This is a genomic window from Listeria tempestatis (assembly GCF_963575625.1).
In the GTDB taxonomy this organism is placed as follows: Bacteria; Bacillota; Bacilli; order Lactobacillales; family Listeriaceae; genus Listeria; species Listeria tempestatis.
This window is the reverse complement of record NZ_CAUYTK010000002.1, coordinates 292,519-318,232: the sequence shown is the minus strand read 5'-3', so window position 1 is coordinate 318,232 and position 25,714 is coordinate 292,519. Positions and strand designations below refer to the sequence as shown.

At 38.2% G+C, this 25,714-nt stretch carries 30 protein-coding genes; 9 read left to right on the top strand and 21 right to left on the bottom strand.

Translation table 11 applies throughout. The features are described 5' to 3' along the window. Positions 1–110: 110 nt before the first annotated feature. Positions 111–887, bottom strand: a complete 777-nt coding sequence (locus R8923_RS04305) for an inositol monophosphatase family protein (protein WP_485871524.1) — start codon at positions 885–887, stop codon at positions 111–113. A gap of 113 nt (positions 888–1,000) precedes the next feature. Between R8923_RS04305 and R8923_RS04300 the strand changes: the two genes are divergently transcribed. Further along, the gene (locus R8923_RS04300; protein ID WP_485871523.1) at positions 1,001–1,642 is read left to right on the top strand and encodes a YktB family protein; all 642 of its coding nucleotides are present in this window, start codon (positions 1,001–1,003) and stop codon (positions 1,640–1,642) included. Between the two features lie 176 nt (positions 1,643–1,818). Then, positions 1,819–2,763, top strand: coding sequence for a magnesium transporter CorA family protein (locus R8923_RS04295; RefSeq protein ID WP_485871522.1), 945 nt, complete (start codon positions 1,819–1,821; stop codon positions 2,761–2,763). Between the two features lie 97 nt (positions 2,764–2,860). Here the strand turns inward: R8923_RS04295 and floT are convergent, their stop codons facing one another. The 10 genes from floT to pdhA form a co-directional block, all read right to left on the bottom strand. Then, a complete protein-coding gene (gene floT / locus R8923_RS04290) occupies positions 2,861–4,360 on the bottom strand; it encodes a flotillin lipid rafts scaffold protein FloT (RefSeq protein WP_485871639.1) in 1,500 nt (499 codons plus the stop codon). 60 nt (positions 4,361–4,420) lie between these two features. Then, entirely contained in the window at positions 4,421–4,963 is a 543-nt protein-coding gene (locus R8923_RS04285; RefSeq protein WP_485871521.1) for an NfeD family membrane protein, read from the bottom strand. A 134-nt stretch (positions 4,964–5,097) separates the two neighbouring features. Continuing rightward, positions 5,098–5,634, bottom strand: a complete 537-nt coding sequence (locus R8923_RS04280; RefSeq protein WP_485871520.1) for a DsbA family protein — start codon at positions 5,632–5,634, stop codon at positions 5,098–5,100. Positions 5,635–5,653: 19 nt separating this feature from the next. Then, positions 5,654–5,926: a UPF0223 family protein gene (locus tag R8923_RS04275; RefSeq protein WP_485871519.1), complete on the bottom strand. Its 273-nt coding sequence runs from the start codon at positions 5,924–5,926 to the stop codon at positions 5,654–5,656. Between the two features lie 158 nt (positions 5,927–6,084). Next, the gene (locus R8923_RS04270; protein ID WP_485871638.1) at positions 6,085–6,375 is read right to left on the bottom strand and encodes a hypothetical protein; all 291 of its coding nucleotides are present in this window, start codon (positions 6,373–6,375) and stop codon (positions 6,085–6,087) included. Positions 6,376–6,416: 41 nt separating this feature from the next. Next, positions 6,417–6,743, bottom strand: coding sequence for a hypothetical protein (locus R8923_RS04265; protein ID WP_485871518.1), 327 nt, complete (start codon positions 6,741–6,743; stop codon positions 6,417–6,419). Positions 6,744–6,854: 111 nt separating this feature from the next. Continuing rightward, the gene (gene lpdA, locus R8923_RS04260; RefSeq protein WP_485871517.1) at positions 6,855–8,258 is read right to left on the bottom strand and encodes a dihydrolipoyl dehydrogenase; all 1,404 of its coding nucleotides are present in this window, start codon (positions 8,256–8,258) and stop codon (positions 6,855–6,857) included. Between the two features lie 4 nt (positions 8,259–8,262). Next, positions 8,263–9,882 carry a dihydrolipoyllysine-residue acetyltransferase gene (locus R8923_RS04255; protein ID WP_485871516.1) on the bottom strand — a complete coding sequence of 540 codons (1,620 nt, stop codon included), beginning with the start codon at positions 9,880–9,882 and terminating at the stop codon, positions 8,263–8,265. Between the two features lie 57 nt (positions 9,883–9,939). Further along, positions 9,940–10,917: an alpha-ketoacid dehydrogenase subunit beta gene (locus R8923_RS04250; protein WP_485871515.1), complete on the bottom strand. Its 978-nt coding sequence runs from the start codon at positions 10,915–10,917 to the stop codon at positions 9,940–9,942. A 2-nt stretch (positions 10,918–10,919) separates the two neighbouring features. Next, positions 10,920–12,035, bottom strand: a complete 1,116-nt coding sequence (pdhA, locus tag R8923_RS04245; protein WP_485871514.1) for a pyruvate dehydrogenase (acetyl-transferring) E1 component subunit alpha — start codon at positions 12,033–12,035, stop codon at positions 10,920–10,922. 765 nt (positions 12,036–12,800) lie between these two features. Here pdhA and def point away from each other — a divergent pair. The 3 genes from def to R8923_RS04230 are packed head-to-tail and all read left to right on the top strand — an operon-like array spanning position 12,801 to position 14,900. Continuing rightward, positions 12,801–13,352 (top strand): peptide deformylase, encoded by a 552-nt coding sequence (def, locus tag R8923_RS04240; protein WP_485871513.1) that lies wholly within the window; start codon positions 12,801–12,803, stop codon positions 13,350–13,352. Positions 13,353–13,399: 47 nt separating this feature from the next. Next, positions 13,400–14,398 (top strand): ThiF family adenylyltransferase, encoded by a 999-nt coding sequence (locus R8923_RS04235; protein ID WP_485871512.1) that lies wholly within the window; start codon positions 13,400–13,402, stop codon positions 14,396–14,398. A 13-nt stretch (positions 14,399–14,411) separates the two neighbouring features. Further along, a complete protein-coding gene (locus R8923_RS04230; protein ID WP_485871511.1) occupies positions 14,412–14,900 on the top strand; it encodes a MogA/MoaB family molybdenum cofactor biosynthesis protein in 489 nt (162 codons plus the stop codon). 31 nt (positions 14,901–14,931) lie between these two features. Here the strand turns inward: R8923_RS04230 and moaA are convergent, their stop codons facing one another. The 6 genes from moaA to R8923_RS04200 are packed head-to-tail and all read right to left on the bottom strand — an operon-like array spanning position 14,932 to position 18,750. Beyond that, the gene (gene moaA, locus R8923_RS04225) at positions 14,932–15,936 is read right to left on the bottom strand and encodes a GTP 3',8-cyclase MoaA (protein ID WP_485871510.1); all 1,005 of its coding nucleotides are present in this window, start codon (positions 15,934–15,936) and stop codon (positions 14,932–14,934) included. Positions 15,937–15,947: 11 nt separating this feature from the next. Beyond that, complete coding sequence (gene moaC / locus R8923_RS04220) at positions 15,948–16,421, bottom strand: cyclic pyranopterin monophosphate synthase MoaC (protein WP_485871509.1); 474 nt, start codon at positions 16,419–16,421, stop codon at positions 15,948–15,950. Positions 16,422–16,423: 2 nt separating this feature from the next. Continuing rightward, complete coding sequence (locus R8923_RS04215; RefSeq protein WP_485871508.1) at positions 16,424–16,669, bottom strand: MoaD/ThiS family protein; 246 nt, start codon at positions 16,667–16,669, stop codon at positions 16,424–16,426. Next, a complete protein-coding gene (locus R8923_RS04210) occupies positions 16,653–17,075 on the bottom strand; it encodes a molybdenum cofactor biosynthesis protein MoaE (protein WP_485871507.1) in 423 nt (140 codons plus the stop codon). The genes R8923_RS04215 and R8923_RS04210 overlap by 17 nt, the downstream gene beginning before the upstream one ends. Next, positions 17,072–17,560 (bottom strand): molybdopterin-guanine dinucleotide biosynthesis protein B, encoded by a 489-nt coding sequence (gene mobB / locus R8923_RS04205; RefSeq protein WP_485871506.1) that lies wholly within the window; start codon positions 17,558–17,560, stop codon positions 17,072–17,074. The genes R8923_RS04210 and mobB overlap by 4 nt, the downstream gene beginning before the upstream one ends. Next, on the bottom strand, positions 17,539–18,750 hold the full coding sequence (locus R8923_RS04200) for a molybdopterin molybdotransferase MoeA (protein WP_485871505.1): 1,212 nt from the start codon (positions 18,748–18,750) through the stop codon (positions 17,539–17,541). Before R8923_RS04200 ends, mobB begins: the two co-directional genes overlap by 22 nt. Before the next feature lie 162 nt (positions 18,751–18,912). Between R8923_RS04200 and R8923_RS04195 the strand changes: the two genes are divergently transcribed. Genes R8923_RS04195 through R8923_RS04185 form a run of 3 tightly spaced genes read left to right on the top strand, consistent with a single transcriptional unit; the run spans position 18,913 to position 20,799 of the window. After that, positions 18,913–19,584: a molybdate ABC transporter permease subunit gene (locus R8923_RS04195; protein ID WP_485871504.1), complete on the top strand. Its 672-nt coding sequence runs from the start codon at positions 18,913–18,915 to the stop codon at positions 19,582–19,584. A gap of 2 nt (positions 19,585–19,586) precedes the next feature. Further along, positions 19,587–20,249 carry an ATP-binding cassette domain-containing protein gene (locus R8923_RS04190; RefSeq protein WP_485871503.1) on the top strand — a complete coding sequence of 221 codons (663 nt, stop codon included), beginning with the start codon at positions 19,587–19,589 and terminating at the stop codon, positions 20,247–20,249. Then, positions 20,233–20,799 (top strand): molybdenum cofactor guanylyltransferase, encoded by a 567-nt coding sequence (locus tag R8923_RS04185; RefSeq protein ID WP_485871502.1) that lies wholly within the window; start codon positions 20,233–20,235, stop codon positions 20,797–20,799. The genes R8923_RS04190 and R8923_RS04185 overlap by 17 nt, the downstream gene beginning before the upstream one ends. Before the next feature lie 54 nt (positions 20,800–20,853). Here R8923_RS04185 and R8923_RS04180 read toward each other — a convergent pair whose 3' ends face one another. From R8923_RS04180 to R8923_RS04165, 4 genes are all read right to left on the bottom strand, one after another. After that, positions 20,854–21,726, bottom strand: coding sequence for an ROK family protein (locus R8923_RS04180; RefSeq protein ID WP_485871501.1), 873 nt, complete (start codon positions 21,724–21,726; stop codon positions 20,854–20,856). Positions 21,727–21,823: 97 nt separating this feature from the next. Further along, a complete protein-coding gene (locus R8923_RS04175; RefSeq protein ID WP_485871500.1) occupies positions 21,824–22,165 on the bottom strand; it encodes a hypothetical protein in 342 nt (113 codons plus the stop codon). A gap of 12 nt (positions 22,166–22,177) precedes the next feature. Next, positions 22,178–24,088 (bottom strand): OPT family oligopeptide transporter, encoded by a 1,911-nt coding sequence (locus R8923_RS04170; RefSeq protein ID WP_485871499.1) that lies wholly within the window; start codon positions 24,086–24,088, stop codon positions 22,178–22,180. Between the two features lie 206 nt (positions 24,089–24,294). Then, complete coding sequence (locus R8923_RS04165) at positions 24,295–25,065, bottom strand: Cof-type HAD-IIB family hydrolase (RefSeq protein WP_485871498.1); 771 nt, start codon at positions 25,063–25,065, stop codon at positions 24,295–24,297. Positions 25,066–25,502: 437 nt separating this feature from the next. Here R8923_RS04165 and R8923_RS04160 point away from each other — a divergent pair, with 437 nt between their 5' ends. Then, entirely contained in the window at positions 25,503–25,712 is a 210-nt protein-coding gene (locus R8923_RS04160) for a DNA-dependent RNA polymerase subunit epsilon (RefSeq protein ID WP_485871497.1), read from the top strand. The last annotated feature ends 2 nt before the right edge of the window (positions 25,713–25,714 follow it).

The window sequence follows — 25,714 nt, the reverse complement described above, 5'->3', positions numbered from 1 at the left end:
GTGAAATCGACCGTTTATGCCTAATCCGAACATTTCGTATAAATCAACTTTCCTATTATAGCACAACTTTTTTCACTTGACACCCATTTGTTTTCAGAAAACGAAATTTTTTATGATAAATACATTTTCAAAAGTTCTTGGTGGACGTTTGGCAAAGCGACAAGTGACGAGCCTTGTTCCAACATATTTACCGGACGTCCGTCTAGACGAGTGACAACGCACCCTAATTCTTCGGCAATAATTTTACCAGCGGCAATATCCCACGGGGCCAAATTGGCAGACATGTAGGCGCCTACTTTACCTGTTGCCACGTACATATATTCAAGCGAAGCCGCTCCGTAAAGTCGCAAGCCGCGTGATGCTTTGATGGCGTCAACAAGCTGTTCATTTGTCCGAATCGCACTTAAATTAGCGACTAGTAGATGGTCAGATAGTGTATCTTCTGTGCTTACGGGTTGTAACTTTTTACCATTTAAATACGCGCCGCATCCTTTTTCACATGTATATATATCTCCTTTTTCGACTTCATAGATAGCTCCGTACACACCAACTCCGTCAATATAAAGCGCTACGGAAATGGCAAAGTTCTTTTGCTGCATGACAAAATTAAGTGTGCCATCAATTGGGTCGACAATCCAAACAGGACCTTCAAGGGAATCAATTTCTGTCGCCATCCCCTCTTCTCCAAAAATGCGATGATGGGGAAATTGCTCGTGAACTCGTTTCACAAATAGCAATTCGATTTTTTTATCGATATTTGTCACCAAATCATTACGATCTGATTTTGTTTCAACCTCTAAGTTTTCCTCAAAAGAAGCCACTATCTCGGCCCCTGCTTCTTCAAAAAAAGCGCTAACAAATTGTTTCTCCGTATTTAGATGGCTCATCTCAACAGCTCCTTCGTTATAATGCTTTATTTTAGCATAAAATTCTTCTAATTGTATATGCTCGCTTACTTCCGTATAATGGTAATGACGAATATTTTGGGAGGGTATAATAGATGACAAATGGTTTTTCAGAAAAGGATTTTGTAGCAATGAGAACATCTGGATTAGCAAGTCGGATGGAGGCCATTCAAACGCAAATTCAGCCGAAATTTAAGCTGTTTGGTGAGAAACTCACGGAATTTTTAAGCACAGAGCTTGGTACGGACATGCATTTACATATTGCAAGACATGCAAGACGGTCGGTGAATCCTCCTGATAGCACATGGCTTGCGATTTGCGCGGACAAGCGTGGCTACAAGAAACACCCTCATTTTCAAGTTGGCCTGTACGGCGAATATGTATTTATCTGGCTTGCTTTCATTTATGAAAATGAAAATCGCAATCAAATTGCCAGTCGCTTTTTGGCGAACCAGGCGATGTTTGATGCGCTGCCAAACGGTTTTTCCCTGTCAAAAGATCATACCGTTAGCGCCACCTTCGCTTTAAACAAAAAGGAACTTAAAAGTACTTTAGAACGTTTTCGTGATGTGAAAAAAGGCGAGTTTTTGGTTGGGAAAATTTATTTAGAAGGTTCTACCGTGCTGCGCTCTGCGAGTACTTTTTTAGAAGAAGCAGAAGATGTCTTACGTGCGCTCAAACCACTTTATTTGCTTGCTGAAAATAAACATGTACAAATGCCTCTAAACTCGTTATAATAGTGAGGTTGTGAATGATTATCTGAAAGGAAGTGAATTGTCTTGAAAAAACAAAATCGAAAGCCTAGTGAGCCTGATCCACATCGAAGTATACATGCGCAGCGTTATTTTGCGAAAGGCAATTCCTTTTCTTTTGACAAAATACCTGCTCTATTAAAAAAAGAGGAGGGTTCAATATGCACCAAATTTTTAAATCCGATGAAAATGGTAAACTAATTGAGCTTGAAGAGGTGGAGCGCAATTCCTGGATTAACATTGTTGCACCTACTTCTGAGGAAATCAATTTAATTGCCGAAAAGTACAATATTCCATTAGAGTTTCTTGAGGATCCACTTGATAAAGATGAAAGCGCGCGTATTGAACGTGACGACGATACAGAAGCTGTTTTAATCATCTGTGACTTTCCTGTTGTTGATGAGGAAGATATCCATTATGCTTCATTTGAAACCATTCCAATGGGGATTATTCTCACAAAAGACTATTTTCTTACGATTTGCACCATTGACTCATCGATTATTCAATCTTTTATAAAACGGCGGATTAAGGGATTCTACACACATATGAAAACCCGTTTTGCCTTACAAATTCTTTATATGATTTCTACACAATTTTTACGGCACCTTAAACGACTAAATCGTCAAACGGATGAAATCGAAAAAGAACTACATGAATCTATGAAAAATAAGCAGCTCTATGATTTAATGGGTATTGAAAAAAGTTTAGTTTATTTCGTTACTGCTCTAAAGTCCAACAAACTTGTTTTAGACAAAATGATGCGGCAACATATTGTCAAAATGTATGAGGAAGACCAGGACTTACTGGAAGATGTTATTATTGAAAATCGCCAAGGAATTGAAATGGCGGAAGTTCATTCCAATATTTTAAGTGGTATGATGGATGCCTATGCTTCGATTATCTCGAACAATATGAACATCGTCATGAAATTTTTAACGTCCTTTACGATTATTTTAACGATTCCAACCATGGTATTTAGTTTTTATGGCATGAACGTGAAATTACCATTCATGGATATGTCACTTGCTTGGATACTTACGTTAGGCATTTCATTTAGTATCGCCGGGATTCTTGCACTTGTTTTTTGGAGACGAAAATTCTTCTAGGTTCACGTGTATTATTCATATTAGATTACAAACAAAAGGATGGCCCTCTGGCCATCCTTTTGTATTCTAAAAACAAGCAAAAGACTCATGATTTTAATCACTTATCTGATTTAATCGTTTTCGTTAACTCATCCACACTATTTTTCACATTCCCTTTACCAGAAAAGTTCTCTAATAGCTCACGAATATCAAGTCCTGTAGTTGCTTTTAAGCTTTCTTGTGCTGTTGTCATCAAATCCGTAGCGTAACCACTTACTTTGTTAGCACCACTATTTTTACCGCCGCTTCCAGTATCCACAACTGTAATTGTATCAATATTACCCATTGGAGCCGCAACTTGCTTCGCGTACTCTGGAAGCATTGTAACAATCATATCAAGCATTGCTGCTTGACCATACAATTCATACGCTTCTGCGACTTTCCGTTTCGCCTCTGCTTCTGCTAAACCGCGTAATTTAATGACTTCAGCTGCCGCTGTACCTTGTGCTTGCTCCGCCTCAGCTTTAGCAATCCCTTGAACACGAACTTGTTCGGCTTCAGCTTTTGCTTTCGTTTCAATACGATATTGATCAGCCTCTGCTTCTGCATATTCTTGGCTTTTTCTAGCTGCCGCTTGTTGTTCAACAGCATAGCGGTCCGCATCTGCTTTTTTCTTTACTTCTGCATCATATTGACGTTCACGGCGCTGGATCTCACGTTCTTCTAACTCAATTTGTTTTTGGCGCTCAATAATCTGAATTTGCATTTGTTGTTCTATAACTTCTTGTTTCGCACGTGCACTTTCTAAGTCATATGCTTGGTCAGCATTGGCTTTTGCCGTTTCTTGCTCACGGCGGTATTCAGCAACTTTCAATTGGTTTTGCTTTTCAGCCTCAGCAATTTCTGTTTTGCGCTCTAATTCAGAACGCGTTGCTTCTTTTTCTGCTTCCGCTCGTTTCATACGTGTTTCTTTGCTTGCTTCTGCTTCTGCAACATCAGCATCTCGTTTAACTTGCGCAATACGTGGTTTCCCTAGCGCATCCAAATAACCATTATTATCACGTACTTCTTTTAGCGTAAACGAAACGATAATAAAACCCATTTTAGCTAAATCTTGTGCCGCCACTCCTTGAACTTCCTGCGAAAACTTATCACGATTTTTATAAATCTCTTCTACCGTCATGGAGCCTAAAATTGCACGAAGGTGCCCTTCGACTACTTCAATGGCTTCTGCTTCTCGCTCTTCACTCGTTTTACCTAAAAATTGTTCAGCAGCGGTCGCAATTTCAGAGATAGACCCACCAATTTTAATAATTGCTGTGCCATCTGCCATTACGGGGACGCCTTGTTCCGTATAAATTTCTGGTGTTCTGACATCTAATTTACTAGATAGCAAACTAATCGGACGTGATTGTTGAAAAACAGGCATTACGAATGTTCCGCCACCACGAACAATTTTCACCTTTTTCCCGCCTTCATCAATAAATACATTTTTCCGTCCTAAATAACTTCCAGAAACGATTAACGCTTCATCAGGTCCGACCGTCTTGTATTTGGTTACAAACACAATTAAAAACAAAATTAAAACAACAACTGCAACGATTAAAACTAATGTAATTCCTCCAGTTAAAATATTCAAACTTTACAGCCTCCCTTTTGTGTAGTAACTAATTTGTCCTTAATTTAAGAAAGAGGAATAGGGCGAAACTAAAATATAAGCATCTTCCGCATCAATAATAAGTACAGTTTCTCCAAGTGAGATTGGTTTATTATCATTTGACTTTGCCGCTTTTGCCACTTTACCTGCATTCATTTCAATTAGCACTTCACCAAAACCGTCACTCGGAATAGAAGTAATAACAACACCTGTTTTTCCTTCTAAATCCTTTGTTTCATAAGCAATTGAATCGCTTGCTCTAGAAAGTGGTAAAAGTATTCCAAAATAGAGAATGGTTGAGAAAATTAACCCTATAATTACCGAGCCAATTAATACATTTACACTTGATAAGGAAGTATACCTCTCACCTAAAAAACCGGTTAATGAGAACGCAGCTAAAAAGTATAAAATAATCGATCCAGGAATGGGTAATAAATCTAAAACAAAGCTGACGATACTAACTGAGAAGATTAAAGCCGATAATAGATCGATTATAATAAGTATACCTACTACAATTAATATGTAATAATATACATTCTCAATTGGCACTCCAAATACCATCATGTTGCTCCCTCCAATTGCTTCTTTGTGAACAAATAGTCATGCTTCCATTTTATCAGAAAATACACACAACATCAATTACCTCTAAAAGTAAAAAAAGAAGTGAGTTTTTCACTTCTCACTTCCATTCAAATATGTTATTTTTTAGCAAATTCTGCATTTAAAAGTTCTTCAAGCTCTTCTGGTGTAATATGTTCATCGAAAATGTGCTCTCCAACAATGACAGTGGGTACAAAAACAATATTCGCACGATTCGCTTCTTCGATAATAGCAGCTGAAGCTTCTTTGTTATCTTGTTCTTTTAAATGTAACTGATTTTCCATATAAGAAGCTACTTCATGGAGTGGTAAATTCCCCCACTCATCTTGTGTAGCATAAATTGTATCAATTGTTTCCCATGTTTCAAACGGCGTGTCATAATTTAAATAGCGATGGGTCACGTTACCAGGTTGAAGCTTTTCTTTTTCTTTATCAAAAGGTTTAATGACTAATTCAATTTTTCCATCACGGACAAAACGTTCCAATACCTCTCTTGATTCAGTATGCCATTTGCGACAATACGGACAACGCAAATTTACAAATGAGATGACTTTTACTTTCGCATTTTGTGATTTTGCGATGCGAATCCCCTCAGAAGGCTTTACTTCAATAGCTTTAATTTGACTAATATCCATTTTTTCCTTTTCCCCCTAGTTATGGTTTCATTTTAATCGTACTTGTTGTAGCATTTTTCAACATTTGCATAACTTGATACGGCGAATAGCCGCTAACTTCTTCAAACTCGCGCCCAAGACGCTTTTCTTCTCCAATAGACGGGACAACCTTCTTAAAGGCGCGGTATGTTTCTTTCAGTTCAGTCGCACTAACACCTTTCTCATAAGCTTTCTCAATCGATTCAAAATAATGAATAACTGTCGCAATTTCCTCTTTCGTCCAGTCCATATCAATCGGATAACTATAATTCATTCTTTGTCACCCCTTCTTTTTGGAAAATCCCAAAGTTCCACATGTGAGAACAAGTTGAATACTCCGTTTCGGAACTTGTAGCCTGCTAAATTCATTTTATCACGCAACTCTCAAAGTTTGAAATAAATTGTTTGCAAAAAAAAGATGCCTAAGCACCTTTAAAATTCTCGCTCTCTTTTACGCTTCATTAAAATTGTCATTACAATAAAATAAGCTGGTAAGATGTAACTTACAAAAATTAAAATGATAATTTCCAGTATCGATTTTTGAATATAGCCATTTGTTAGTTTAATAAAGCCTGTAATGGGTGTTTCTAAAATTTTAAAAACTGCCTGAAATCCCCCTGTATCATGCATATGTTGAATAAAACCAATGATAAACGCTACGATGGCTAATAGAAAACAAATGCCCGCTATAACATAAGTTATCCAAAACAAACTTTTTTTCATCACTTCACCTTACTCTCGTTTATTTCTAAGAATCAAAATCATCATGCGGAGTAACTATGCGATTCTAGATGTTTTTCTTTGTAACTGATTCTTGCAAAGTGCATGCCGACGAAAAAGAATGCTGGAACTACAAAATTTAACATAAACACGATTACATATCTCACAAAGACACTTGCAATTGGAATGGTTATGATTGGGTTTGTAAATGGTGTGGCAAGAATACGCAAAACGGCTTTATAGCCATCGGTGTCATGCATATGATGGATAAATCCTACACCAAACTGAATAAATGTATCCACTGTACAAAGCCCTGCAAGAATCATAAGTAAAATAAAAACGGAATGCGGAATATGCCAATGTTTTTTCATTTTCACACCTGAATTCTAAAATATTTTCGTGAAATTTTTCTCTTTTCTACGCCATGTAAATTTTAACATATAAAATACGCTGTTTACAATTGTAAACAGCGTATTTTTTTATTAAATATGAATTGGACGCCCTAGAGCAAGTTCTGCTGCTTCCATTGTAAGCTCTCCAAGTGAAGGATGCGCATGGATTGTAAGGGCAATATCTTCTGCTGTTACGCCTGTTTCAATTGCAAGACCGATTTCAGAAATAATATCTGATGCATTCATTCCTGCAACCTGGGCACCAAGCACAAGTCCATCTTCTTTACGCGTCACTAAACGTACAAAACCTTCAGGTGCATCAAGTGATAGCGCGCGGCCATTTCCGCCGAATGGGAATTTTGATGCTTTCACATCAATTCCTTTTTCTTTCGCTTCTTTTTCTGTCATCCCAACAGTCGCAAGTTCAGGGTCACTAAACACAACTGCTGGAAGCACCGTATAATCATTTTCAGATTTTTCCCCAGCAATAGCTTCAGCCGCAATTTTTGCTTCATAGCTTGCTTTATGCGCTAAAGGAACGCCTGGAACAATGTCGCCGATTGCGAATACATTCGGCACGTTTGTACGTCCTTGTTTATCCACTTCGATTAATCCACGTTCAGAAACTTTTACACCTAGCTGTTCTAGACCAATATCATCTGTATTTGGACGACGACCAACTGTTACAAGTACATAATCTGCTTCGATTGTATTTGTTTCACCATTTGCTTCGTATGTTACTTTTACGCCATTTTCAGTTTCTTCCGCTGATTTAGCGAGTGCTTTTGTAACGATTTCAACATTTTTGCTCTTTAAGCTACGTTTAACAAGCGATACCATATCTTTTTCATAAGTTGGTAAAATTTCAGGTCCACCTTCTAAAATAGTAAGTTCAGTACCTAAATTCGCAAATGCTCCGCCAAGTTCTGTTCCAATATAACCGCCGCCAATAACAACAAGTTTTTTGGGCACTTCTTGTAAAGCAAGTGCTCCTGTTGAACTTAATACACGTTTGCCGTATTTAAAACCTGGGATTTCAATTGGGCGTGAACCTGTTGCGATAATAACATTGTTGAACGTATAAGTTTGAGCAGAATCTGGATGAATAACACGAAGTGAATGTTCATCAACGAAAAATGCTTCCCCTTCTAACATTTCAACTTTATTCTTTTTAAGAAGACCTCGGACACCTGTTGTTAATTTATTAACAACCCCGCCCTTCCATTCTTGTGCTTTTGTAAAATCAAGATTAACATCTTTCGTTGTAATCCCCATATTGTCAGAATGGCTTGCTTCTTTAAAACGGTGACCGATTGTAATTAACGCTTTGGAAGGAATACAACCAACGTTCAAGCATACACCGCCGAAATATTCTTTTTCAATAATCGTTACTTTTTGTCCAAGTTGCGCTGCACGAATTGCAGCCACATATCCACCAGGGCCTGCACCAATAACTATCGTATCTCTTTCTTCTGGAAAATCTCCTACAACCATTATTTTACGCCTCCATTAGTAATAATTCTGGATCATTTAATAAACGTTTAATATTGTTCATTGCTTTTTGAGCTGTTGCGCCGTCAATGACACGGTGGTCAAAGCTTAAGGATAAAGCAAGGACTGGAGCGGCTACAATTTCGCCATTCTTAACAATTGCCTTTTCAGCAATTCGTCCTACACCTAAAATGGCAACTTCTGGATAGTTGATAACTGGGGTGAACCATTGTCCACCGGCAGAACCGATATTCGAAATGGTTGCAGAACCATGGCGCATCTCGTCAGCTGTCAATTTGCCATCGCGTGCTTTTCCAGCTAGCTCATTAATTTCATTTGAAATTGAGAAGATCGATTTTGTGTCTGCATTTTTAATTACTGGTACATATAAACCGTGATCTGTATCAGCGGCAATACCAACATTATAATAGTGTTTATAGATAAGTTCTTCAGTTGCATCATCCATCGTCGTGTTTAATACTGGGAACTCTTTTAATGTAGCAACTAAGGCTTTTACCATATAAGGTAGGAATGTAAGTTTAATCCCTTTTTCAGCCGCTACTTCTTTGAAACGTTTTCTATGCGCCATAAGAGCAGAAACTTCGATTTCGTCCATCAAAGTAACGTGTGGCGCTGTATGTTTCGAGTTAACCATTGCTTTTGCAATCGCACGACGAGTTGGCGTAAGTTTTTCACGTGTTTCTGGATATGCTTCAGAAGCTGCTGGGATTGGTTTTGGTGTTGATTTCTTAGCTTCTACTTCTTTTTCTGGTGTTGCTCCTTTTGCCGCTTCAGTAGCTGGTTTAGCTGGTGCATCACCACTTAAGTAAGCCTCAATATCTTGTTTCAAGATACGGTTATTTTTGCCGCTTCCAGCAACAAGACGAATATCTACGCCTTTTTCACGTGCATATTTACGAACAGAAGGCATCGCAATGACAAGACCATTTGGATCTTTTTCAGCAGATGGTGTTCCGTTACCGCCACTTACAGGAGCCGTCGCTACTTTTTCTTCTACTTTAGCTGTTTCAGCAGGTGCTTCAGGTGTAGAGGAATGATCTGCAACACCTTCAAAATCACCAGTAAACGTAATTAACACTTGTCCTACTGTTGCCACTGTACCTTCTCCGATTAAAATATCTTTCACTGTACCGTCAACTGGAGAAGTGATTTCTTCTACAGATTTATCGTTCTGTACTTCAAAAATCGCTTGATCTTCTTCTACTTTATCACCAGATTTAACGAACCATTTGACAATTTCGCCTTCATGGATACCTTCTCCAATATCTGGTAATTTGAATTCGAAAACGCCGTTTCCGTTAGAATTTTCTGCAGCTGGTGCTTTCGCTTCTTCTTTTACCTCTTCAGCGGCGTCCTCTTCGTGACCTTCCACACCGTCAAAAGTAATTAACACTTGACCTACTGTTGCCACTTCGCCTTCAGCTACTTTAATTTCTTTTACTGTACCTGATACTGGGGAAGTAATTTCTTCTACAGATTTGTCATTTTGTACTTCAAATAAAGATTCATCTTCTTCAATTTTATCGCCTGGTTTTACGAACCATTTGACGATTTCACCTTCGTGGATACCTTCTCCAATATCCGGTAATTTAAATGAATATGCCATTATCTATTAAGCCTCCTGTTTTTATTCAAACTTTTATAGAATATTACGCCGCTTTAATTAGAAAGCTAAAACTTCTTTAACTCGTTCTACGACATCATTATGATTTGGTAACCAAACTGTTTCTGCTTGTGAGAACGGGAACACGCTATCTGGCGCTGTAACACGCATCACTGGCGCTTCAAGTGAAAGAATCGCGCGGTCATTAATTTCAGCAATGACATTTGCAGCTACTCCACCTTGTTTTTGCGCTTCTTGAACCACGACTACACGGTTTGTCTTTTTAACAGAGGCAACAATTGTATCTGTGTCAATTGGGCTGATTGTACGTAAATCAATTACCTCTGCAGATACGCCTTCTTTTTCCAAAGCTTCTGCAGCTTTTAAAGATTCTTGTACCATTGCTCCGTAAGCGATGATTGTAACATCAGTACCTTCACGGCGAACCGCTGCTTTACCAATTTCAACAGTATATTCACCTTCTGGAACTTCTTCACGGAATGAACGATATAATTTCATATGTTCTAGGAAAATAACTGGGTCATTGTCGCGAATTGCAGAAATAAGCAATCCTTTTGCGTCATAAGGTGTGGACGGAATAACAACTTTAAGCCCTGGAGATTGTGCCATCAAGCCTTCCAAATTGTCGGCATGAAGTTCAGGTGTGTGTACCCCGCCGCCAAATGGTGCGCGAATTGTAATTGGTGCAGTACGTGTTCCGCCTGTACGGTAACGCATACGTGCCATTTGTGCAACAACGGAGTCCATCACTTCAAATACGAAACCAAAGAATTGAATTTCAGGAACTGGGCGGTAACCTTCAAGCGCTAGCCCAATTGAAAGACCACCGATACCAGATTCTGCAAGTGGCGTATCAAATACGCGGTCTTCACCAAATTCAGCTTGCAACCCTTCAGTTGCACGGAAAACCCCGCCATTTTTACCAACGTCTTCACCGAATACTAAGACGTTTTCATCATTTTTAAGTTCAACTGCAAGCGCATCTGTAATCGCTTGAATCATTGTTTTTTGCGCCATGATTATTTCGACTCCTTCGCTTCATAAATTGCCAATTGTTCTTTCACGTTGGCTGTTGGTGTTTCATACATATTTTTAAGAAGATCAGATACTTTTTGTTTTGGAATCGCATCTGCTTCTTTAATTGCTTCTTTGATTTCTTCTTTTGCACGGTCAATAACTTCATTTTCTTTTTCTTCGTTCCAAAGTCCTTTACCTTCTAAGAAAGTACGGAAACGAACGATTGGATCTTTAAGTTCCCATTCGCCGTCTAGTTCTTTTGTACGGTAACGTGTTGGATCATCACCAGAGAGTGTATGTGGACCATAGCGATAAGTCATTGTTTCTATAAGTGTTGGGCCATCGCCAGCAACAGCACGTTCACGCGCAAATTTCGTTACGGCATAAACAGCAAGTGGATCCATACCGTCTACTTGAACACCAACGATTCCCGCTGCCACTGCTTTTTGAGCAAGTGTCGGTGCTGCAGATTGTTTTTCGCGTGGTGTTGAAATCGCGAACATATTATTTTGAACAACGAAAATAGCAGGAGCATGGAAAGCACCAGCAAAGTTTAATCCTTCATAGAAGTCACCTTGTGATGAACCACCATCACCTGTATATGTGATTACGACGTTATCTTTTTTACGCTTTTTAAGTCCTAAAGCAACACCCGCAGCTTGCACGATTTGCGCGCCGATAATGATTTGCGGGGACAATACTTTTAAGTCTTCTGGGAATTGATTCCCTACAAAATGTCCACGTGAGAAAAGGAAAGCTTTTGTAAGTGGCAATCCGTGCCAAATAAGTTGTGGCACATCACGGTAACCTGGTAATACATAGTCTGTTTTTTCAAGCGCGAAATGACTAGCAAGTTGAGAAGCTTCTTGTCCTGCTGTTGGTGCATAAAATCCTAAACGGCCTTGACGATTTAACGAAATAGAACGTTGATCGAGTACACGAGTCCAAACCATACGTGTCATTAGTTCAACTAATTGTTCATCTGTTAAGTCTGGCATTAAATCAGGATTTACAACTTCTCCTTTTTCATTTAAAATTTGAACCATTTCAAATTGTTTCGCAACTGCATCAAATTGTTGCAATACATCAATTACTGCCTTCTTTTCTTTAGAAGCCATTACGTATCTCTTCCTTTCGTTTAACAAAATAGTGAAGAAAATGAATGCGTCATCATTCAGAGTATCTGGAAGCTTCATTTTCTATAAAACCTGATTATGTATTAATAAAAACGTGAGCATTATGAATAGAAGAAATCATTCTATTGTATGTAAAAATGTGTAGCTACCCTTAGAATATTTCTTCTAAAACTTGTTCACTGACCTAGATGCTGCTTTTCTTTTTCCCCAGACACACATTGCAAAACATTTGCAAACGTCTGAGTTTGTGAATTATCAAACGTTTTCTCACAAACAGGCCATGACTTTTTGTCTTGATTAACCCATTTTTTTAAAAAAACTGTCCTAATCAAAAAACAAAAATTTATTAATACACCAATCTTCTCTTTTAATTTACACTACTCAATCAAGGAAGTCAATATAATCAACCTCTGATTTTCTATCGCTTACATTAGCTATATGTAAGGTATTATTCGTTTATACTTACTGTACTAAAAAGTACATCTTATTTTAAAATCTGTTATATAATATTATAAAACTATTATTATCACATCAATAAGGCTTTTTCCCACTCTTCTATTTCATAGTTTGTGATTTCACAAACTATTATTTTTTTTATTCTGTATTAAAAGCGAATTATTCTTCTATGAATAATTAATTCGTTCGTCTTTATGCACCTACATAATTTACTTTTCTTAATCCATTCCCATTTTAAAATATATTTGATAAAATAAAGAATAGTAATGAATGAACAGGAGCGTCGATGAAATGATTTTAATGAAAGATATTGTTCGCGAGGGCCATCCAGCTTTGCGCGAAGTAGCGAAAGAAGTGACTTTCCCCCTTTCGAATGAAGAAAAAGATCTAGGTCGAGAAATGTTAACCTTCTTAAAAAACAGTCAAGATGAAGAAATAGCGGAAAAATATGGTTTGCGTGGTGGCGTTGGTCTTGCTGCACCACAACTCGCTGTAAATAAACGAATTATCGCTATTCATATTGAAGATGAAAATGACAAATTATATAGCTACGTTTTATATAATCCAAAAATTAAAAGTTATTCCGTTCAAGAAGCATGCCTTGCTGGTGGGGAAGGTTGTTTATCTGTAGACCGTGAAGTCCCTGGTTACGTTGTTCGTAGCGAGCGCATTACCCTTTCTGCTTTTGATGAAAACGGGACACCAATTAAGCTACGTCTTAAAAATTATCCAGCAATTGTTGTGCAGCACGAGATTGACCATTTAAATGGCATTATGTTTTTTGACCACATTAATAAAAATAATCCATCTTATCTTCCACCAGATGTTGATGTGTTAGGTTAAGATAAAAAAGATGCATTTTTTATGTATCTTTTTTAGGAGGTTTTGCTATGAACAGATATGACAGACAGGTTCGAGTAAAAGAAATTGGAACACACGGTCAAAAAAAAATAGGAGAAACATCTGTCCTTATTGTCGGAGTGGGCGCAATTGGAACTTATGCGGCTGAGATGATGGTGCGAATGGGTTTTAAAAAACTTATTTTAATCGACCGTGATTTTGTCGAATTGTCGAATTTGCAACGTCAAACGCTTTTTACGGAAGCTGATGCAAAAGCAAGGCTACCTAAAGCGTACGCCGCTGCCTTAGCTTTAAAACAATTGAATCATGAGGTTTTAGTGGACTTTATTGTAGATGATGCAAATGCAGAGTCTCTCGCACCTTTTACGGATGTCAGTTATGTACTTGATTGTACGGATAATTTCGGAACGCGGCGCTTTCTAAATGATTGGTGCCGGAAAAACGAGATTCCGTGGATTTATACGTCTTGTGCGGGGACCTATGCAGGACTTATGCCAATTGATTCCAAAAGCTCCGCCTGCCTCACCTGCCTTATTGGAGAAACGCCGCAAACGAATGAAGCGAGTTGCGATATAATTGGTGTGCACGGTGCGCTTATCCCGATTGTTGCTGGGTCACAAGTTTCACTGCTCGTTAAAATGATGCTTGATGAACACTTTACATATAATACGTTTTATCAAATTGATAACTGGCAACTTTTGTTACAGAAAATGGCTGTTTTAAAATTGCCAACTTGTCCATCTTGCGGTAAAAATAGGCAAGAACATACGCCATTTTCCTCACAGCCCGTTGTACTTTGCGGGCGTGATACGGTTCAATTTCAACTAGAAAATAAACAGCAGGTTGACTTTAACAGCATTGTAAAACGACTTACACGTGAACAACTAGATGTACACTATAATGATTTTCTACTCTATTTTGATTTTGAAACATATCAGCTTACGGTTTTTAAAAACGGTCGTGTTTTAGTACACGGTACGGACGAATTAAATGTAGCACGGAAAATTTATCATCACTTTTTTAATTAAAGGAGGATTTTACATGCATGCGAGCAATTCATTTGTTTCGACTGTGGCCATTTTAACCATCAGCGACACGCGCACTCTGGAAACAGATTTAAGCGGTACCTGTATTGAAGAAAGTTTAGCTGTAACCCCGCATCGTGTCTTTAAACGAATTATTGTCCCAGATGATGCAACAGAAATTAAGCGTGCCATGGCTTCTTTAAAACAAGAGCCGATACATTGTATTATTTCAACTGGTGGGACGGGGCTTGCAAAACGCGATGTCACTTTTGAAGCACTTTTCTCGGAAATTAAACAGGAAATTCCTGGGTTTGGTGAACTTTTCAGGCAAATTAGTTTTGCAGAAATTGGGACTAGAGCCATGGCAACACGGGCATTTAGTGGCTTTTTAGATAATGATATTTTATTTTTTGCATTACCTGGCTCAAAAAACGCCTGCGAAACGGGCATGAAACATTTAATTTTACCAGAGATGGGGCATCTTTTAGCAGAAAGACATAAGTAAAGTGTAGGGTCAAAGCACCCTACACTTTACTTTATCCACCAATTTGGCTCATGCGCCTCCAAGTTGGTTTATGCGACGTCACTTCGTCTTGAAGTTTTAATGCCATTTCATGGTTTTCTGGTTTATTGTCGATGGATTGCTGGATAATCTTAATTAACTCTTCAGGATTTTTTTGAATGTACGGGCGAATATTAAGCTCCTCATCCCAGTATAGACACGCTTTAATATAACCATCTGCTGTAAGACGTAGTCGGTTGCAGTTGGCGCAAAAATGGGAACTCACTGGATGAATTAGCCCAAACGTTCCAACCGCCCCTTTAATTCGGTAATTCTCGGAAGGACCATTCCCTCGAACTGAATCAACTGGTTCATATTCAAAACCAACTTCTTTACACTTGTCAAAAATGGTATTTAAAGACAAATACTTCTTCTTCCAACTATTTCCCGCATGACCAATTGGCATATACTCGATAAACCGAATATTAATATCTTTATCCTTTGTAAACTTTAAAAAATCGATAATTTCATCATCATTTTGCCCTTTAATTAGGACAACGTTTAGTTTAATCGGGAAAAGTCCTACTTCCTCCGCTTTTTTAATCCCATCAAGCACTTTTTGCAAACGACCACCACGTGTAATTTCCTTGAAACGGTCCGCCTGAAGAGAATCAAGGCTGACATTAATTCGCGAAAGTCCTGCTTTTTTTAAAGCTTCTGCTTTTTTAGCCAAATACATAGCATTTGTTGTTACAGCAATGTCTTCTATTTCTGGAATACTCGCGATTCCTTCGACAATTTCAACAATATCTGTCCGAAGAAGTGGTTCCCCACCCGTAATCCGCACTTTTTTCATTCCGAATTGCGCCATAATTTTCATAAAATCTACAATTTCATCCTTGGAAAGCACTTTTTCATGAGGTAAGAATTTAAGCCCTTCTTCTGGCATACAATAAACACAGCGTAAATTACAACGATCTGTAACCGAAATTCGAATGTAATCATGTACCCGACCAAAACGGTCCGTTAATACTTGCACAGTTATTCCCCCTATTTTGACGAAAATTCGCCACTTTTACCTCCTGATTTTTCAAGCAAACGAGTGCGTGTAATTTCCATGCTGCGATCCATTGCCTTGCACATATCATAAACTGTGAGTGCTGCAATGCTAACGGCAGAAAGAGCTTCCATCTCAACACCAGTCTTGCCAACTGTAACAACTGTTGCCTCGATTCGAAGTGTCTTATGACCGTCATCTTGAAATGATAAATCTGCTTTTGTTGTCATTAACGGGTGGCACATTGGAATAAAATCACTCGTTTTTTTTGCGGCCATAATACCAGCAACTTGCGCTACAGCTAAAACATCGCCTTTTGAAATTTTGCCTTCTTTAATTCGCTTTAAAGTTTCAGGCTTCATAATCAAAACCGATTCAGCAACCGCAATTCGTTTCGTTTCATCCTTTTCTGTAACATCAACCATTTGAGCGCGCTTTTCTGCATTAAAATGTGATAGCTTATCCATTTTCAACCTCCACTAACAGGCGGAATTACCGCAATTTCCAAAATGGATTCCGGTAATTGATCGACATCTTGCTTAAATTCCATGTTGACTGCAAGCATGCACCGATGAAGTTCATCTGAGATTTCAGGAAATTCACCGCTAATTAAGTCGCGTGCATCGCCAACCGTCTTGCAGCCTGTTAAATTGAGTGTTGCCTCTGGTGCTACTTTCTCGGTCAAGTAAGCAAAAAACTTAATCGTTGTCATCATTTAAGCCCCCCCATCTTACTTTATCTGTGTCAAATTCCTCTTTCCAAATTGGAACAGATTTTTTTAGTTGTTCAATAATGTATCTTGATCCCTCATAGCTTTCGGCACGATGCTTTGTTGCGACACCGATAAAAACGGCAATATCAGAAATTTCCAAGTCTCCTAGGCGATGGATGATTGCAACATTTGCATCAAATTTATCCTCTACAAATTGCGCGAGTTTGTCCATTTCTAAAAGCGCCATCTCTTCATAAGCTGTATAACGCATTCGCTCCGTCCGTACATCATTTGTCCATTCGCGAATCGTTCCAATAAAAGTGTTAATGCCACCATATTTCGCATCCATTAAAAAATCATACAGCGGTGCCATTTCAATTTTTTCATGCGTCAATTCTACCCGTTTCATTCTAAAAACTCCCCTATTACTGTTTCTAAAAATGTTTGTCTTGCTTCATTTGTCCCAATAAAAGCAACCTCATCCGTTTCCATTTTGCGGAGCGAAGCAAATGCAACAATTTGCTCCACTTCCTGTTTAAACCACGCCATCTCGTCAAGTGAACGAATAAGGACAATTTTAGGAAAAGGTGCTTTTTTATAGCCTTCAATTAAGGTGACATCTGCCACACCCATTTTTTCAATAGCACGGCGAAGACTGACGCTTTTTTGACTTACAATAGCGTATTTTTCACTAGATGTAATCATAACGGCATCTGCACCTTCTTCTGAAAAATAGAATGTGTCTGTCCCGCTTTGATCCATTTCAAAATCATGTGCATCATGTTTTATGGCGTGAACGATATAGCCTTTTTGTTTTAGCAATGCGATAAACTCTCGAATGAGCGTCGTCTTTCCGCTATTTTTAAAACCTACTACTTGGAAGATAAGAGCCATACGCTTACCTCTTCACCTTTTTGTTTCCCTTTTTGTCCACGTGGAATCATAATTAAACAAGTTGCCTGATGCAAGTTTCCAAGCGAACTTGACATGTCACTTCCTACTTTAGAGACAAAAATGGTGCCTGCCTCTTCCCGGTATATACCTCGTAAGAAACGGTCATAGCCATTATTTTTTAAGTAATCTTCTGCCATAATCCCCGTCACCTCACGAATCGGTAATTTTTTCCCCGAAAGTTTTGCAAGTGCAGGTAAAACAAATAACTGATACCCTGTAAAACAGGCTCCAGGATTACCTGACAGTGCGATGAGTAGTTTCCCGCGAAAACGAAGTGCTGTCGTTGGGCTACCAGGTCGCATTTGGATTTTATTAAAAATAAGCTCATTTTGTGTGGCAATATCTGCCATGAAATCATAGTCACCAACAGACACTCCACCTGTTGTAATGATTAAATCTGCCGTTTCACTCGCTAAAGTTAATTTTTCAAGCGTCAATTCGTAATCATCTGGTAAGGCTTCTTGAAAACAAATCTCACAATCAAACTCCTCGACAAGCATGCATAAGAGCGCATCATTACTGTTATAAATTTTTCCATCTGGCAAGCTTTCAAATGGTGAAACAAGCTCACTCCCAGTCGAAAAAATCGCCACTTTAGGTCGTTTAATAGTAGGTATTTCTGTTATGCCAAAAGCAGCAAGTAAACTTACAGAACCCGCGTTCATTACATGCCCTTTTGAAAGCAAAATATCACCCAACCGAAATTCTGCACCAATTTCAGTAATATTCTTTTGCGGGTGCGTGTTAATTAAAGTAATAAATCCATCTTCTGCCTGTTTTGATTGCTCCAGCATAATAATTTTATCTGCTCCATTTGGCACTTTTGCCCCCGTCATAATACGAACCGTCTCACCTTTTTTTAGCGGCTTATCATAGGTTTCACCGCACGGCACTTCCGCCACAACACGAAGCGTGATCGGATAGTTTTTATCATCCTCTGCACAAATTGCAAAACCATCATACCCCGACCTGCGAAAGTACGGAAAATCAAATGGTGCAGTGATATCACGACTTAAAACTCTACCTTTACTTGAATAAATCGCTGTCAATTCCTCACTTAATGTTTCTATTTTTTCAGTCACGCTTTTTTGTGCTTGTTTGTAGGAAATTGAATCCCGTCTAAACGTCATAAAAACCCCTCGTTTTCTGCATGTTTTCACTTTATACTAATATAACGCAAAATAGCGTATTTGAACAGCGAAGCCAATTGATTTTTGGCTAATCGTTGACATTTTACAGTCCAAAAAGCGATAATAAAATGGAAACATCTTCTTGGCTTGGAGGTCATCACTATGTTTACGCCTGTTTGGCATTCTATTTTTGTGGCGGTTGTTTCTACAATTATCGCCTTTTTTGCTATGTTACCACTTAGTTATTATTTTGCGAAACGGAAATCAAAAATTCAACTTCCTGTTGAAACGTTGATTTTACTTCCGCTCGTCCTACCGCCAACTGTAGTTGGTTTAATTTTACTTTCTATTTTTGGGAAAAATAATCCGTTTGGTGGTATGATTTGGGATACTTTCCATTTTAGCTTTATTTTCTCCCTTGCTGGTGCAATAATCGCAACTGTCATTATTATTATTCCCATCATGTATCAAGGTCTAAAAGCTGCTTTTCTATCCATTGATCACGAGCTAGTGTGGGCAGCTGAAACACTCTCTGCAAGTTCTGGACAAATTTTCCGTAAAGTCATTCTACCCAATTGTTGGCAACCAATTTTAGCAGGGATTCTACTAAGCTTTTGCCGCGCAATGGGTGAATTTGGGGCGACACTTATGGTTGCTGGATATATTGAGGGAAAAACAGATACTATTGCATCAAGTATTTATTTTATGGTGCAACAAGGAAATACACATATTGCGGTTTACTTAGGGCTTTTCAATTTACTAATTGGTGTTGTGGCACTTATGATTATTCACGTTCTAACAGTTAGGCAAAGCAATTTGATGAGGGGGATGTAAAAATGACTTTACAGCTTCAATTTACTAAAAAAATGCCATTTCATGATTTAAAGGTGGACTACACTTTTGGAAATAAAATAACTGCCATCATGGGCGCGAGTGGCGCTGGGAAATCGACACTCTTTCAATGTATTAGTGGTCTAAAAAAAATTGATTCTGGCATCATTCAGTTTGAGGATATTTCATTTAATGACACATCCATTTCTCTCCATTTGCCAACTGCTGAACGTAAGATTGGTTATTTATTTCAAAATTTAGCTCTGTTTCCAAATATGAATGTGTACGATAATATTTCGTTTGGCTTAAAGATGAATAAAGCCAAACGAAAAGAAACCGCCGCAATCAAACGCCAAGTTCGCTATATTAGTGATTACTTGCAAATTTCACACTTGCTTTATTCCTCCGTTCAAAAGCTTTCTGGGGGGGAAAAACAACGTGTTGCCATGGCGCGTGCGATGATCATAAATCCTAATTTACTACTGCTTGATGAACCGTTTAATGGGCTTGATGAGGACACTCGCCACATTTGCATGGAGCTTGTTCAAAATATGGCTACCGATTTTGATTTACCTGTTATTTTTGTGACGCATTACCGTTTTGAAGCGCAAAAAATGACAAACGAAATTGTTATTTTAAAGGATGGTCACCTTGAAAAAGACGCCTAGTGTTGCCATTATTTTAGCAGGTGGGAATTCAACGCGCTTTGGTAGCGATAAGGCGTTTTATATCCCAGCAGGCAAAACAAAAACGTGGGCAGAGGAACTAGTAGCTAAACTAACGCCTCTCGTCACACTGGTTTATATTTCTATTCAAGCAAAACAGTTTTCGAAAATGAGTACCCTTTTTTCTCAAAATGAAAAAGTTAAACTCGTTGTGGATGACCCGAAACTTACTGATTACGGCCCTCTTGGTGGTCTTTATAGCGTTTCGCAGCTGTTACACGAAGAAAACTGTCTCATTACGCCCGTCGATGTACCAAATATTCAAACAACCGATTTTGCGCGCCTCCTTCAAGCTCAAAATGTCTATGCCAAGACTGCACAACACGACCATTATTTAATTGCGCATCTTCCAAGTTTTAAAAATGCCATCACATGTTGCATCGAACGGAATGAGCATCGAGTTACCGACCTTTTGGACAAATTAGACTCAACACCACTTTTTTTTGCTGATGAATATGCCTTTTTCAATCAAAATACACCTTTTAAAAAATGAAAAACGCAAGACAAGTCGAAGGATTTGTCCTGCATCTTTCATTTTTCCTTTTCATTATTGTTTGCTTTTAAAGTATTCAGCCGCACCAATTAGGTTGGCTTGGTTTTGGAACTCGCATTGTCTTAGTTCTGGCGCGAAGTACGCCCACTCTTTTTCCTCTAAAAAGTCTTTCATTGTTTCTTTCATTTCAGTGAGAAAAGCTTTGCGCGAGGAAATTCCGCCGCCTAAAACGATGCAATCAGGGTCGAAGGCTACTTGCAGATTAAAAATGCCAAGCGCGAGTGTATGATAGAATTTCTTGATTTCTTCTTGCGCAACCGCATCTCCCTCTTCTGCTCGCTTAAAAATAAGTTCACCGTTTAAAGTATCCGCCTCTTCACCTGTTCGTTTGCTGTAGCGCTCTACGATTCGGACAACTGTGCCGAGTTCGCTAAAGGTTTTATCTCCCTCTAAAAACATCATGCCATATTCCCCGGCATAGCCATGTTTTCCTGTATAAAGTTGGCCGTTTTGAATGAAAACACCGCCAACGCCTGTTCCAAGAATTAGAAATAAGACGTTGGAAAGTCCTTTCGCTGCCCCGCGAATTGCTTCTGCCATTCCTGCCGCATTCGCATCGTTAATCATTTCTACGGGCAATTCAAATAAATTTTTTAGTTCTTCTTTAATTGGAAAATGGTGAATGTATGGAATGGCGCTAATGCCATCGATGATACCTTCTTCATTTAGTACAACACCTGGTGCACTGATGGCAACACCTGAGAACCTAAATTTATTTTGTCGACTTTCTTTTTCCTTTTTTAGTAACGCTTTCATTTCCTCCCAAGTTTTAGGCGTTGGAAATGAAAAAGTGTCTTCAAGTGCCTCATTACGAAAAACTCCACCTTTTACACTTGTGCCTCCGAAGTCAAAAACTAGTAGATCCATCCTATTCCCTCCAAAATGCTTTTTCTTAATTATTGCCATATTTTTTTCTTTCTGTCAAAAAAAACTGGAAATGTTTCAAACATTCCCAGCTTCACGATTATCTTTTTTCAAACGACAGCCAGCCGTACGATTCAACAATTTGTAGGAAGCGTACTAAACGGGCAAGACTCATTTCATCTTCGTTTCCGAAAGCTTCATTGAATTCAGCCTCAAGTTCTAACACATTTTTTTGTCCATTGATTCGACTTAAAATAAATTCGCCTTCTGCATCTAGTTGAATTTTACGAAAGGCTTTTTGTTTAAAAAAGCGGATTGCTATTTTCTCAATAGGATTATTTCGCGCTACAAGTAAATATGATTTATCGTTTTCTTTCGTGACTTGTAGTTTATCTTTTAGGGTGGGAATTTGATGAAGCAAATTCACTTTTTCTTTTGCCACAAAAAGCACCTCCTATTTTGCTTTTTTAGAACGTGGAATGGTTGAAATATAAAGCAGTGCGCAGACAATGATAAAGACGATAAATGGCAACCACTGATTTTGAATAAGAACTTCTGTTGGGATGATGTTTGCGTTAATGGAGATGATAAAGGCGATAATCACACCGAGCAATGATTCACCTGCGATTAAACCAGATGCAAACAATGTCCCTCGTTCAATTCGTTCTGCCCCTTTTCCTTCTGATTCTGTTTCTTTTTTATGCTTAATGACTGCATTTACAATCATTCTCACAAATCCACCGAACATGACGGTTGCACTTATATTTAATGGCAAATACAAACCAACTGCAAATACAAGTGAGTTCATGCCTAAAAATTCGATGACAATCGCAATCGAGACGCCAATAAATATCAGTGTCCATGGTAAGTTACCATTTAAGATTCCTTCTGCGAGAATTTTCATAAGCATTGCTTTTGGAGCCGGTAATTCGGCGGACCCCATTCCGTAAGCATTGTCAAGTAAGGTTAAGATATACCCCATAACAAGACCACTCGCGAGCACACCAATCATCATGGCAACTTGTTGTTTCCAAGGTGTTCCACCAACTAAATAACCTGTTTTTAAATCTTGTGAAATATCACCCGCAACGGCTAATGCTGAACATACGATAGCTGCAACAGTCAATGTTAAAATGATACCTTGATCACCGTGATAGCCAAAAGCTTTATAAACGAGAGCTACGATAAGCAAAGTTGCAATTGTCATACCAGAAACTGGTGAAGATGAACTTCCGACAATTCCTACAATTCGAGAAGCTACTGTTACGAATAAAAAGCCAAAAATACCAATTGCAAGTGCGCCAATGATGCCCACATTTGTAAATGGATCAAACGCTATAATTACAAGTAAAATCGCAATACAAATGATTACCCACTTCATTGGAATATCTTTATCTGTACGCTCTATTTCAAGCATTTTTGCCCCTTTATTTTTGCTCATACTTTGCATTGTACTGCGTAAAGTCTGGATAATCGCAGGTAAAGTTTTAACTAATGTAATTAATCCGCCAGCTGCAACTGCTCCTGCTCCAATATATCGTATGTAATTATCCCAAATCCCGGCTGCATCAAGATTTTTAAGTGCCTCACTTGCAGGAAAAATAATTTGTGCACTTTCTCCGCCGAAAAATGCAATAGCTGGTACTAAAACAAGTGATGCCATAAGTCCTCCGGCAACCATTTGACCAGCAATTCTTGGACCAATAATAAAGCCAACACCAACTAAAGCTGGATAAATTTGCGTCCCAATAAATGCCTCTTGAAATTTATAAACGCCAACTTGAATCTCGCTTTTAAAAAGTTTAAAGCCATCTGTGAGTATTTTTACACTCCCACCAGCTAAAAAACCAAGTGCAACTAGTTTCGCTTGTGAGCCACCTGTTTCACCAGATTTTAAAACTTCCGCACAAGCTGTTCCTTCTGGATATGGCAATGTTTCATGTTCGTTCACAATGAGCATTCTTCTAAGTGGGACCATCATAAATACACCTAGGAAACCACCAACAAGAACGATAAAAATCAACATAATTTGTTTGATTTCAACACCCATTAAAAATAGTGCTGGAATTGTAAACACGGCTCCCGCACCTAGTGCTTCACCAGCTGTTGTCATTGTTTGTACAATATTATTCTCCAAAATAGAATCCCGTTTAAAAATGCCACGTAATATCCCCATCGAAATAACTGCAGCTGGAATAGATGCCGATACCGTTAAACCTACTTTTAATCCTAGATAAGCATTTGCAGCGCCAAAAAGAATAGCGAGAATAATACCTAGAACAATCGATGTACCTGTAAGTTCTGGAAGTGATTTCGATGCTGGAATATAGGGAACAAATGGCTTTTGCCTTTTTTGTCCACTCATGTTAACACTCCTTTTTATTTATTAACTACTTTACAGCATAAAAGTAGCTCCTAATATAGTACACCTGTCGTATGACTTTTACAATATATTTTAAGTAAAAGTAAGCAAAAACATACAAATTTCACCAAAAAAAAGACTTATTTTTTTCACAAAATAGGTCTTTTAGCTTAAATATTTCTTATATCTTTAAAATTAACAGAATTTTCCTATAGAACATGAAGAACTTTGAGTGCTTCCATAATTCCATCTTCATCAACAGAGCCAGTCACATAGTCTGCAACTGCTTTTACTTCATCACGGCCATTCCCCATTGCAACCCCGCAACCAACTTCTTTTAGCATATCAATATCATTAAGACCGTCACCAAATGCATAGGTGTCTTCCATCTTAAACCCGAGTTTTTTAATTAGCTCACGGATTCCTTTTGCCTTTGATCCATTTGCTGGGCAAACATCCACCGAAACATCATGCCAACGCAAGAAACGATATTGTGGAAAGTTTTTTGCATAAAAATCATCATCTTTTTCAGCACAAAAAAGAAGGCATTGGTAAATATTACGTCCTTTGTAGTAGTTGGCATCTACTTTTGGATATTCACGTTTAATTGAAGACATTCCTTCTGCTACGCCTGGGTGATCAGGTAAATTAACGCGAAGTGAATCACTCGCCGAAAACACGATTGGATTCTCTCGTTCGCAAGCAACTGTAATAAGTCGTTCTAAAGATTCTTTTGGAAGCGGATTTTTATAAATGACTTCTCCTTCGAAGATAACATACTGACCGTTATAACTGACAAATGATTTAATATTCAATTCACTTGCAATCTCATCTAACATAAATGGGGCTCTTCCGGTTGCAATTGCCACAAAAATGCCTTTCTCTTGAAGCAAACGAACGGCTTCTTTTGTAGAGGAGGGAATCTCTTTTGCATCATTTACAAGTGTCCCATCTACATCAAAAAATACAATTTTACTCATTTAAACATACTCCTCAGTACTTAGACTTCCATTTTAGTATAACAAATTCACATAAAAAAGGGGGAAATCTCTGCAAAAAAAGCTTTTTTATAAAAATAAAGCATATTCTAGTAGCATTTATATCATTTTATGGTATATTAGAAAGCAAGGATATTGTTCGGAGAGAAAGAAACTTGAAATATATTTGGAAAATGGAGTTTTTAATGATCATCACATTTCACAAATTTGTTTTAAATTCGTGGAATGATGGTATGTTAATTAAAATCTCACACATAGTAAAGCACACAGATAGGGTTGGTTTGTCCTGCTGTGCTACTTTATTTTTGTCTTTTTCCATACTGACAAATTAATATCCGCAAACACTAAAATCAAAGTTTAGGACTTGTATCGTTTACAAGCTAACTTTTTTTAATTTTTATAACTAAGGAGAGAAAAAAATGATTTTTAAAGTATTTTATCAGGAAACAAGCACTGAAACACCCGTTAGAGAGAAAACACAAACTTTATACATGGACGCAAGTGATGAAGTTGAAGTACGCCAAAATTTGAAAAATGAACCTTTCCACATCGAATTTATCGAAGGTTTAAGTGACAAACATTTAGCGTATGAAGAAGGACAACCGGGCTTTTCGCTCTGGAAGAAGTAAGA

What these genes read in the sequence shown, in the direction of transcription:
- R8923_RS04180 (WP_485871501.1), bottom strand. Translation starts at nt 21,726, where the DNA reads ATGGATCTACTAGTTTTTGACTTCGGAGGCACAAGTGTAAAAGGTGGA.
- R8923_RS04170 (WP_485871499.1), bottom strand. Translation starts at nt 24,088, where the DNA reads ATGAGTGGACAAAAAAGGCAAAAGCCATTTGTTCCCTATATTCCAGCA.
- R8923_RS04215 (WP_485871508.1), bottom strand. Translation starts at nt 16,669, where the DNA reads ATGATGACAACGATTAAGTTTTTTGCTTACTTGACCGAGAAAGTAGCA.
- R8923_RS04230 (WP_485871511.1), top strand. Translation starts at nt 14,412, where the DNA reads ATGCATGCGAGCAATTCATTTGTTTCGACTGTGGCCATTTTAACCATC.
- moaC (WP_485871509.1), bottom strand. Translation starts at nt 16,421, where the DNA reads ATGGATAAGCTATCACATTTTAATGCAGAAAAGCGCGCTCAAATGGTT.
- R8923_RS04295 (WP_485871522.1), top strand. Translation starts at nt 1,819, where the DNA reads ATGCACCAAATTTTTAAATCCGATGAAAATGGTAAACTAATTGAGCTT.
- R8923_RS04300 (WP_485871523.1), top strand. Translation starts at nt 1,001, where the DNA reads ATGACAAATGGTTTTTCAGAAAAGGATTTTGTAGCAATGAGAACATCT.
- R8923_RS04235 (WP_485871512.1), top strand. Translation starts at nt 13,400, where the DNA reads ATGAACAGATATGACAGACAGGTTCGAGTAAAAGAAATTGGAACACAC.
- R8923_RS04280 (WP_485871520.1), bottom strand. Translation starts at nt 5,634, where the DNA reads ATGGATATTAGTCAAATTAAAGCTATTGAAGTAAAGCCTTCTGAGGGG.
- R8923_RS04210 (WP_485871507.1), bottom strand. Translation starts at nt 17,075, where the DNA reads ATGAAACGGGTAGAATTGACGCATGAAAAAATTGAAATGGCACCGCTG.
- def (WP_485871513.1), top strand. Translation starts at nt 12,801, where the DNA reads ATGATTTTAATGAAAGATATTGTTCGCGAGGGCCATCCAGCTTTGCGC.
- R8923_RS04250 (WP_485871515.1), bottom strand. Translation starts at nt 10,917, where the DNA reads ATGGCGCAAAAAACAATGATTCAAGCGATTACAGATGCGCTTGCAGTT.
- R8923_RS04165 (WP_485871498.1), bottom strand. Translation starts at nt 25,065, where the DNA reads ATGAGTAAAATTGTATTTTTTGATGTAGATGGGACACTTGTAAATGAT.
- R8923_RS04255 (WP_485871516.1), bottom strand. Translation starts at nt 9,882, where the DNA reads ATGGCATATTCATTTAAATTACCGGATATTGGAGAAGGTATCCACGAA.
- R8923_RS04190 (WP_485871503.1), top strand. Translation starts at nt 19,587, where the DNA reads ATGACTTTACAGCTTCAATTTACTAAAAAAATGCCATTTCATGATTTA.
- mobB (WP_485871506.1), bottom strand. Translation starts at nt 17,560, where the DNA reads ATGGCTCTTATCTTCCAAGTAGTAGGTTTTAAAAATAGCGGAAAGACG.
- R8923_RS04195 (WP_485871504.1), top strand. Translation starts at nt 18,913, where the DNA reads ATGTTTACGCCTGTTTGGCATTCTATTTTTGTGGCGGTTGTTTCTACA.
- R8923_RS04285 (WP_485871521.1), bottom strand. Translation starts at nt 4,963, where the DNA reads ATGATGGTATTTGGAGTGCCAATTGAGAATGTATATTATTACATATTA.
- pdhA (WP_485871514.1), bottom strand. Translation starts at nt 12,035, where the DNA reads ATGGCTTCTAAAGAAAAGAAGGCAGTAATTGATGTATTGCAACAATTT.
- R8923_RS04275 (WP_485871519.1), bottom strand. Translation starts at nt 5,926, where the DNA reads ATGAATTATAGTTATCCGATTGATATGGACTGGACGAAAGAGGAAATT.
- R8923_RS04265 (WP_485871518.1), bottom strand. Translation starts at nt 6,743, where the DNA reads ATGAAAAAACATTGGCATATTCCGCATTCCGTTTTTATTTTACTTATG.
- R8923_RS04200 (WP_485871505.1), bottom strand. Translation starts at nt 18,750, where the DNA reads ATGACGTTTAGACGGGATTCAATTTCCTACAAACAAGCACAAAAAAGC.
- R8923_RS04305 (WP_485871524.1), bottom strand. Translation starts at nt 887, where the DNA reads ATGAGCCATCTAAATACGGAGAAACAATTTGTTAGCGCTTTTTTTGAA.
- R8923_RS04160 (WP_485871497.1), top strand. Translation starts at nt 25,503, where the DNA reads ATGATTTTTAAAGTATTTTATCAGGAAACAAGCACTGAAACACCCGTT.
- R8923_RS04270 (WP_485871638.1), bottom strand. Translation starts at nt 6,375, where the DNA reads ATGAAAAAAAGTTTGTTTTGGATAACTTATGTTATAGCGGGCATTTGT.
- lpdA (WP_485871517.1), bottom strand. Translation starts at nt 8,258, where the DNA reads ATGGTTGTAGGAGATTTTCCAGAAGAAAGAGATACGATAGTTATTGGT.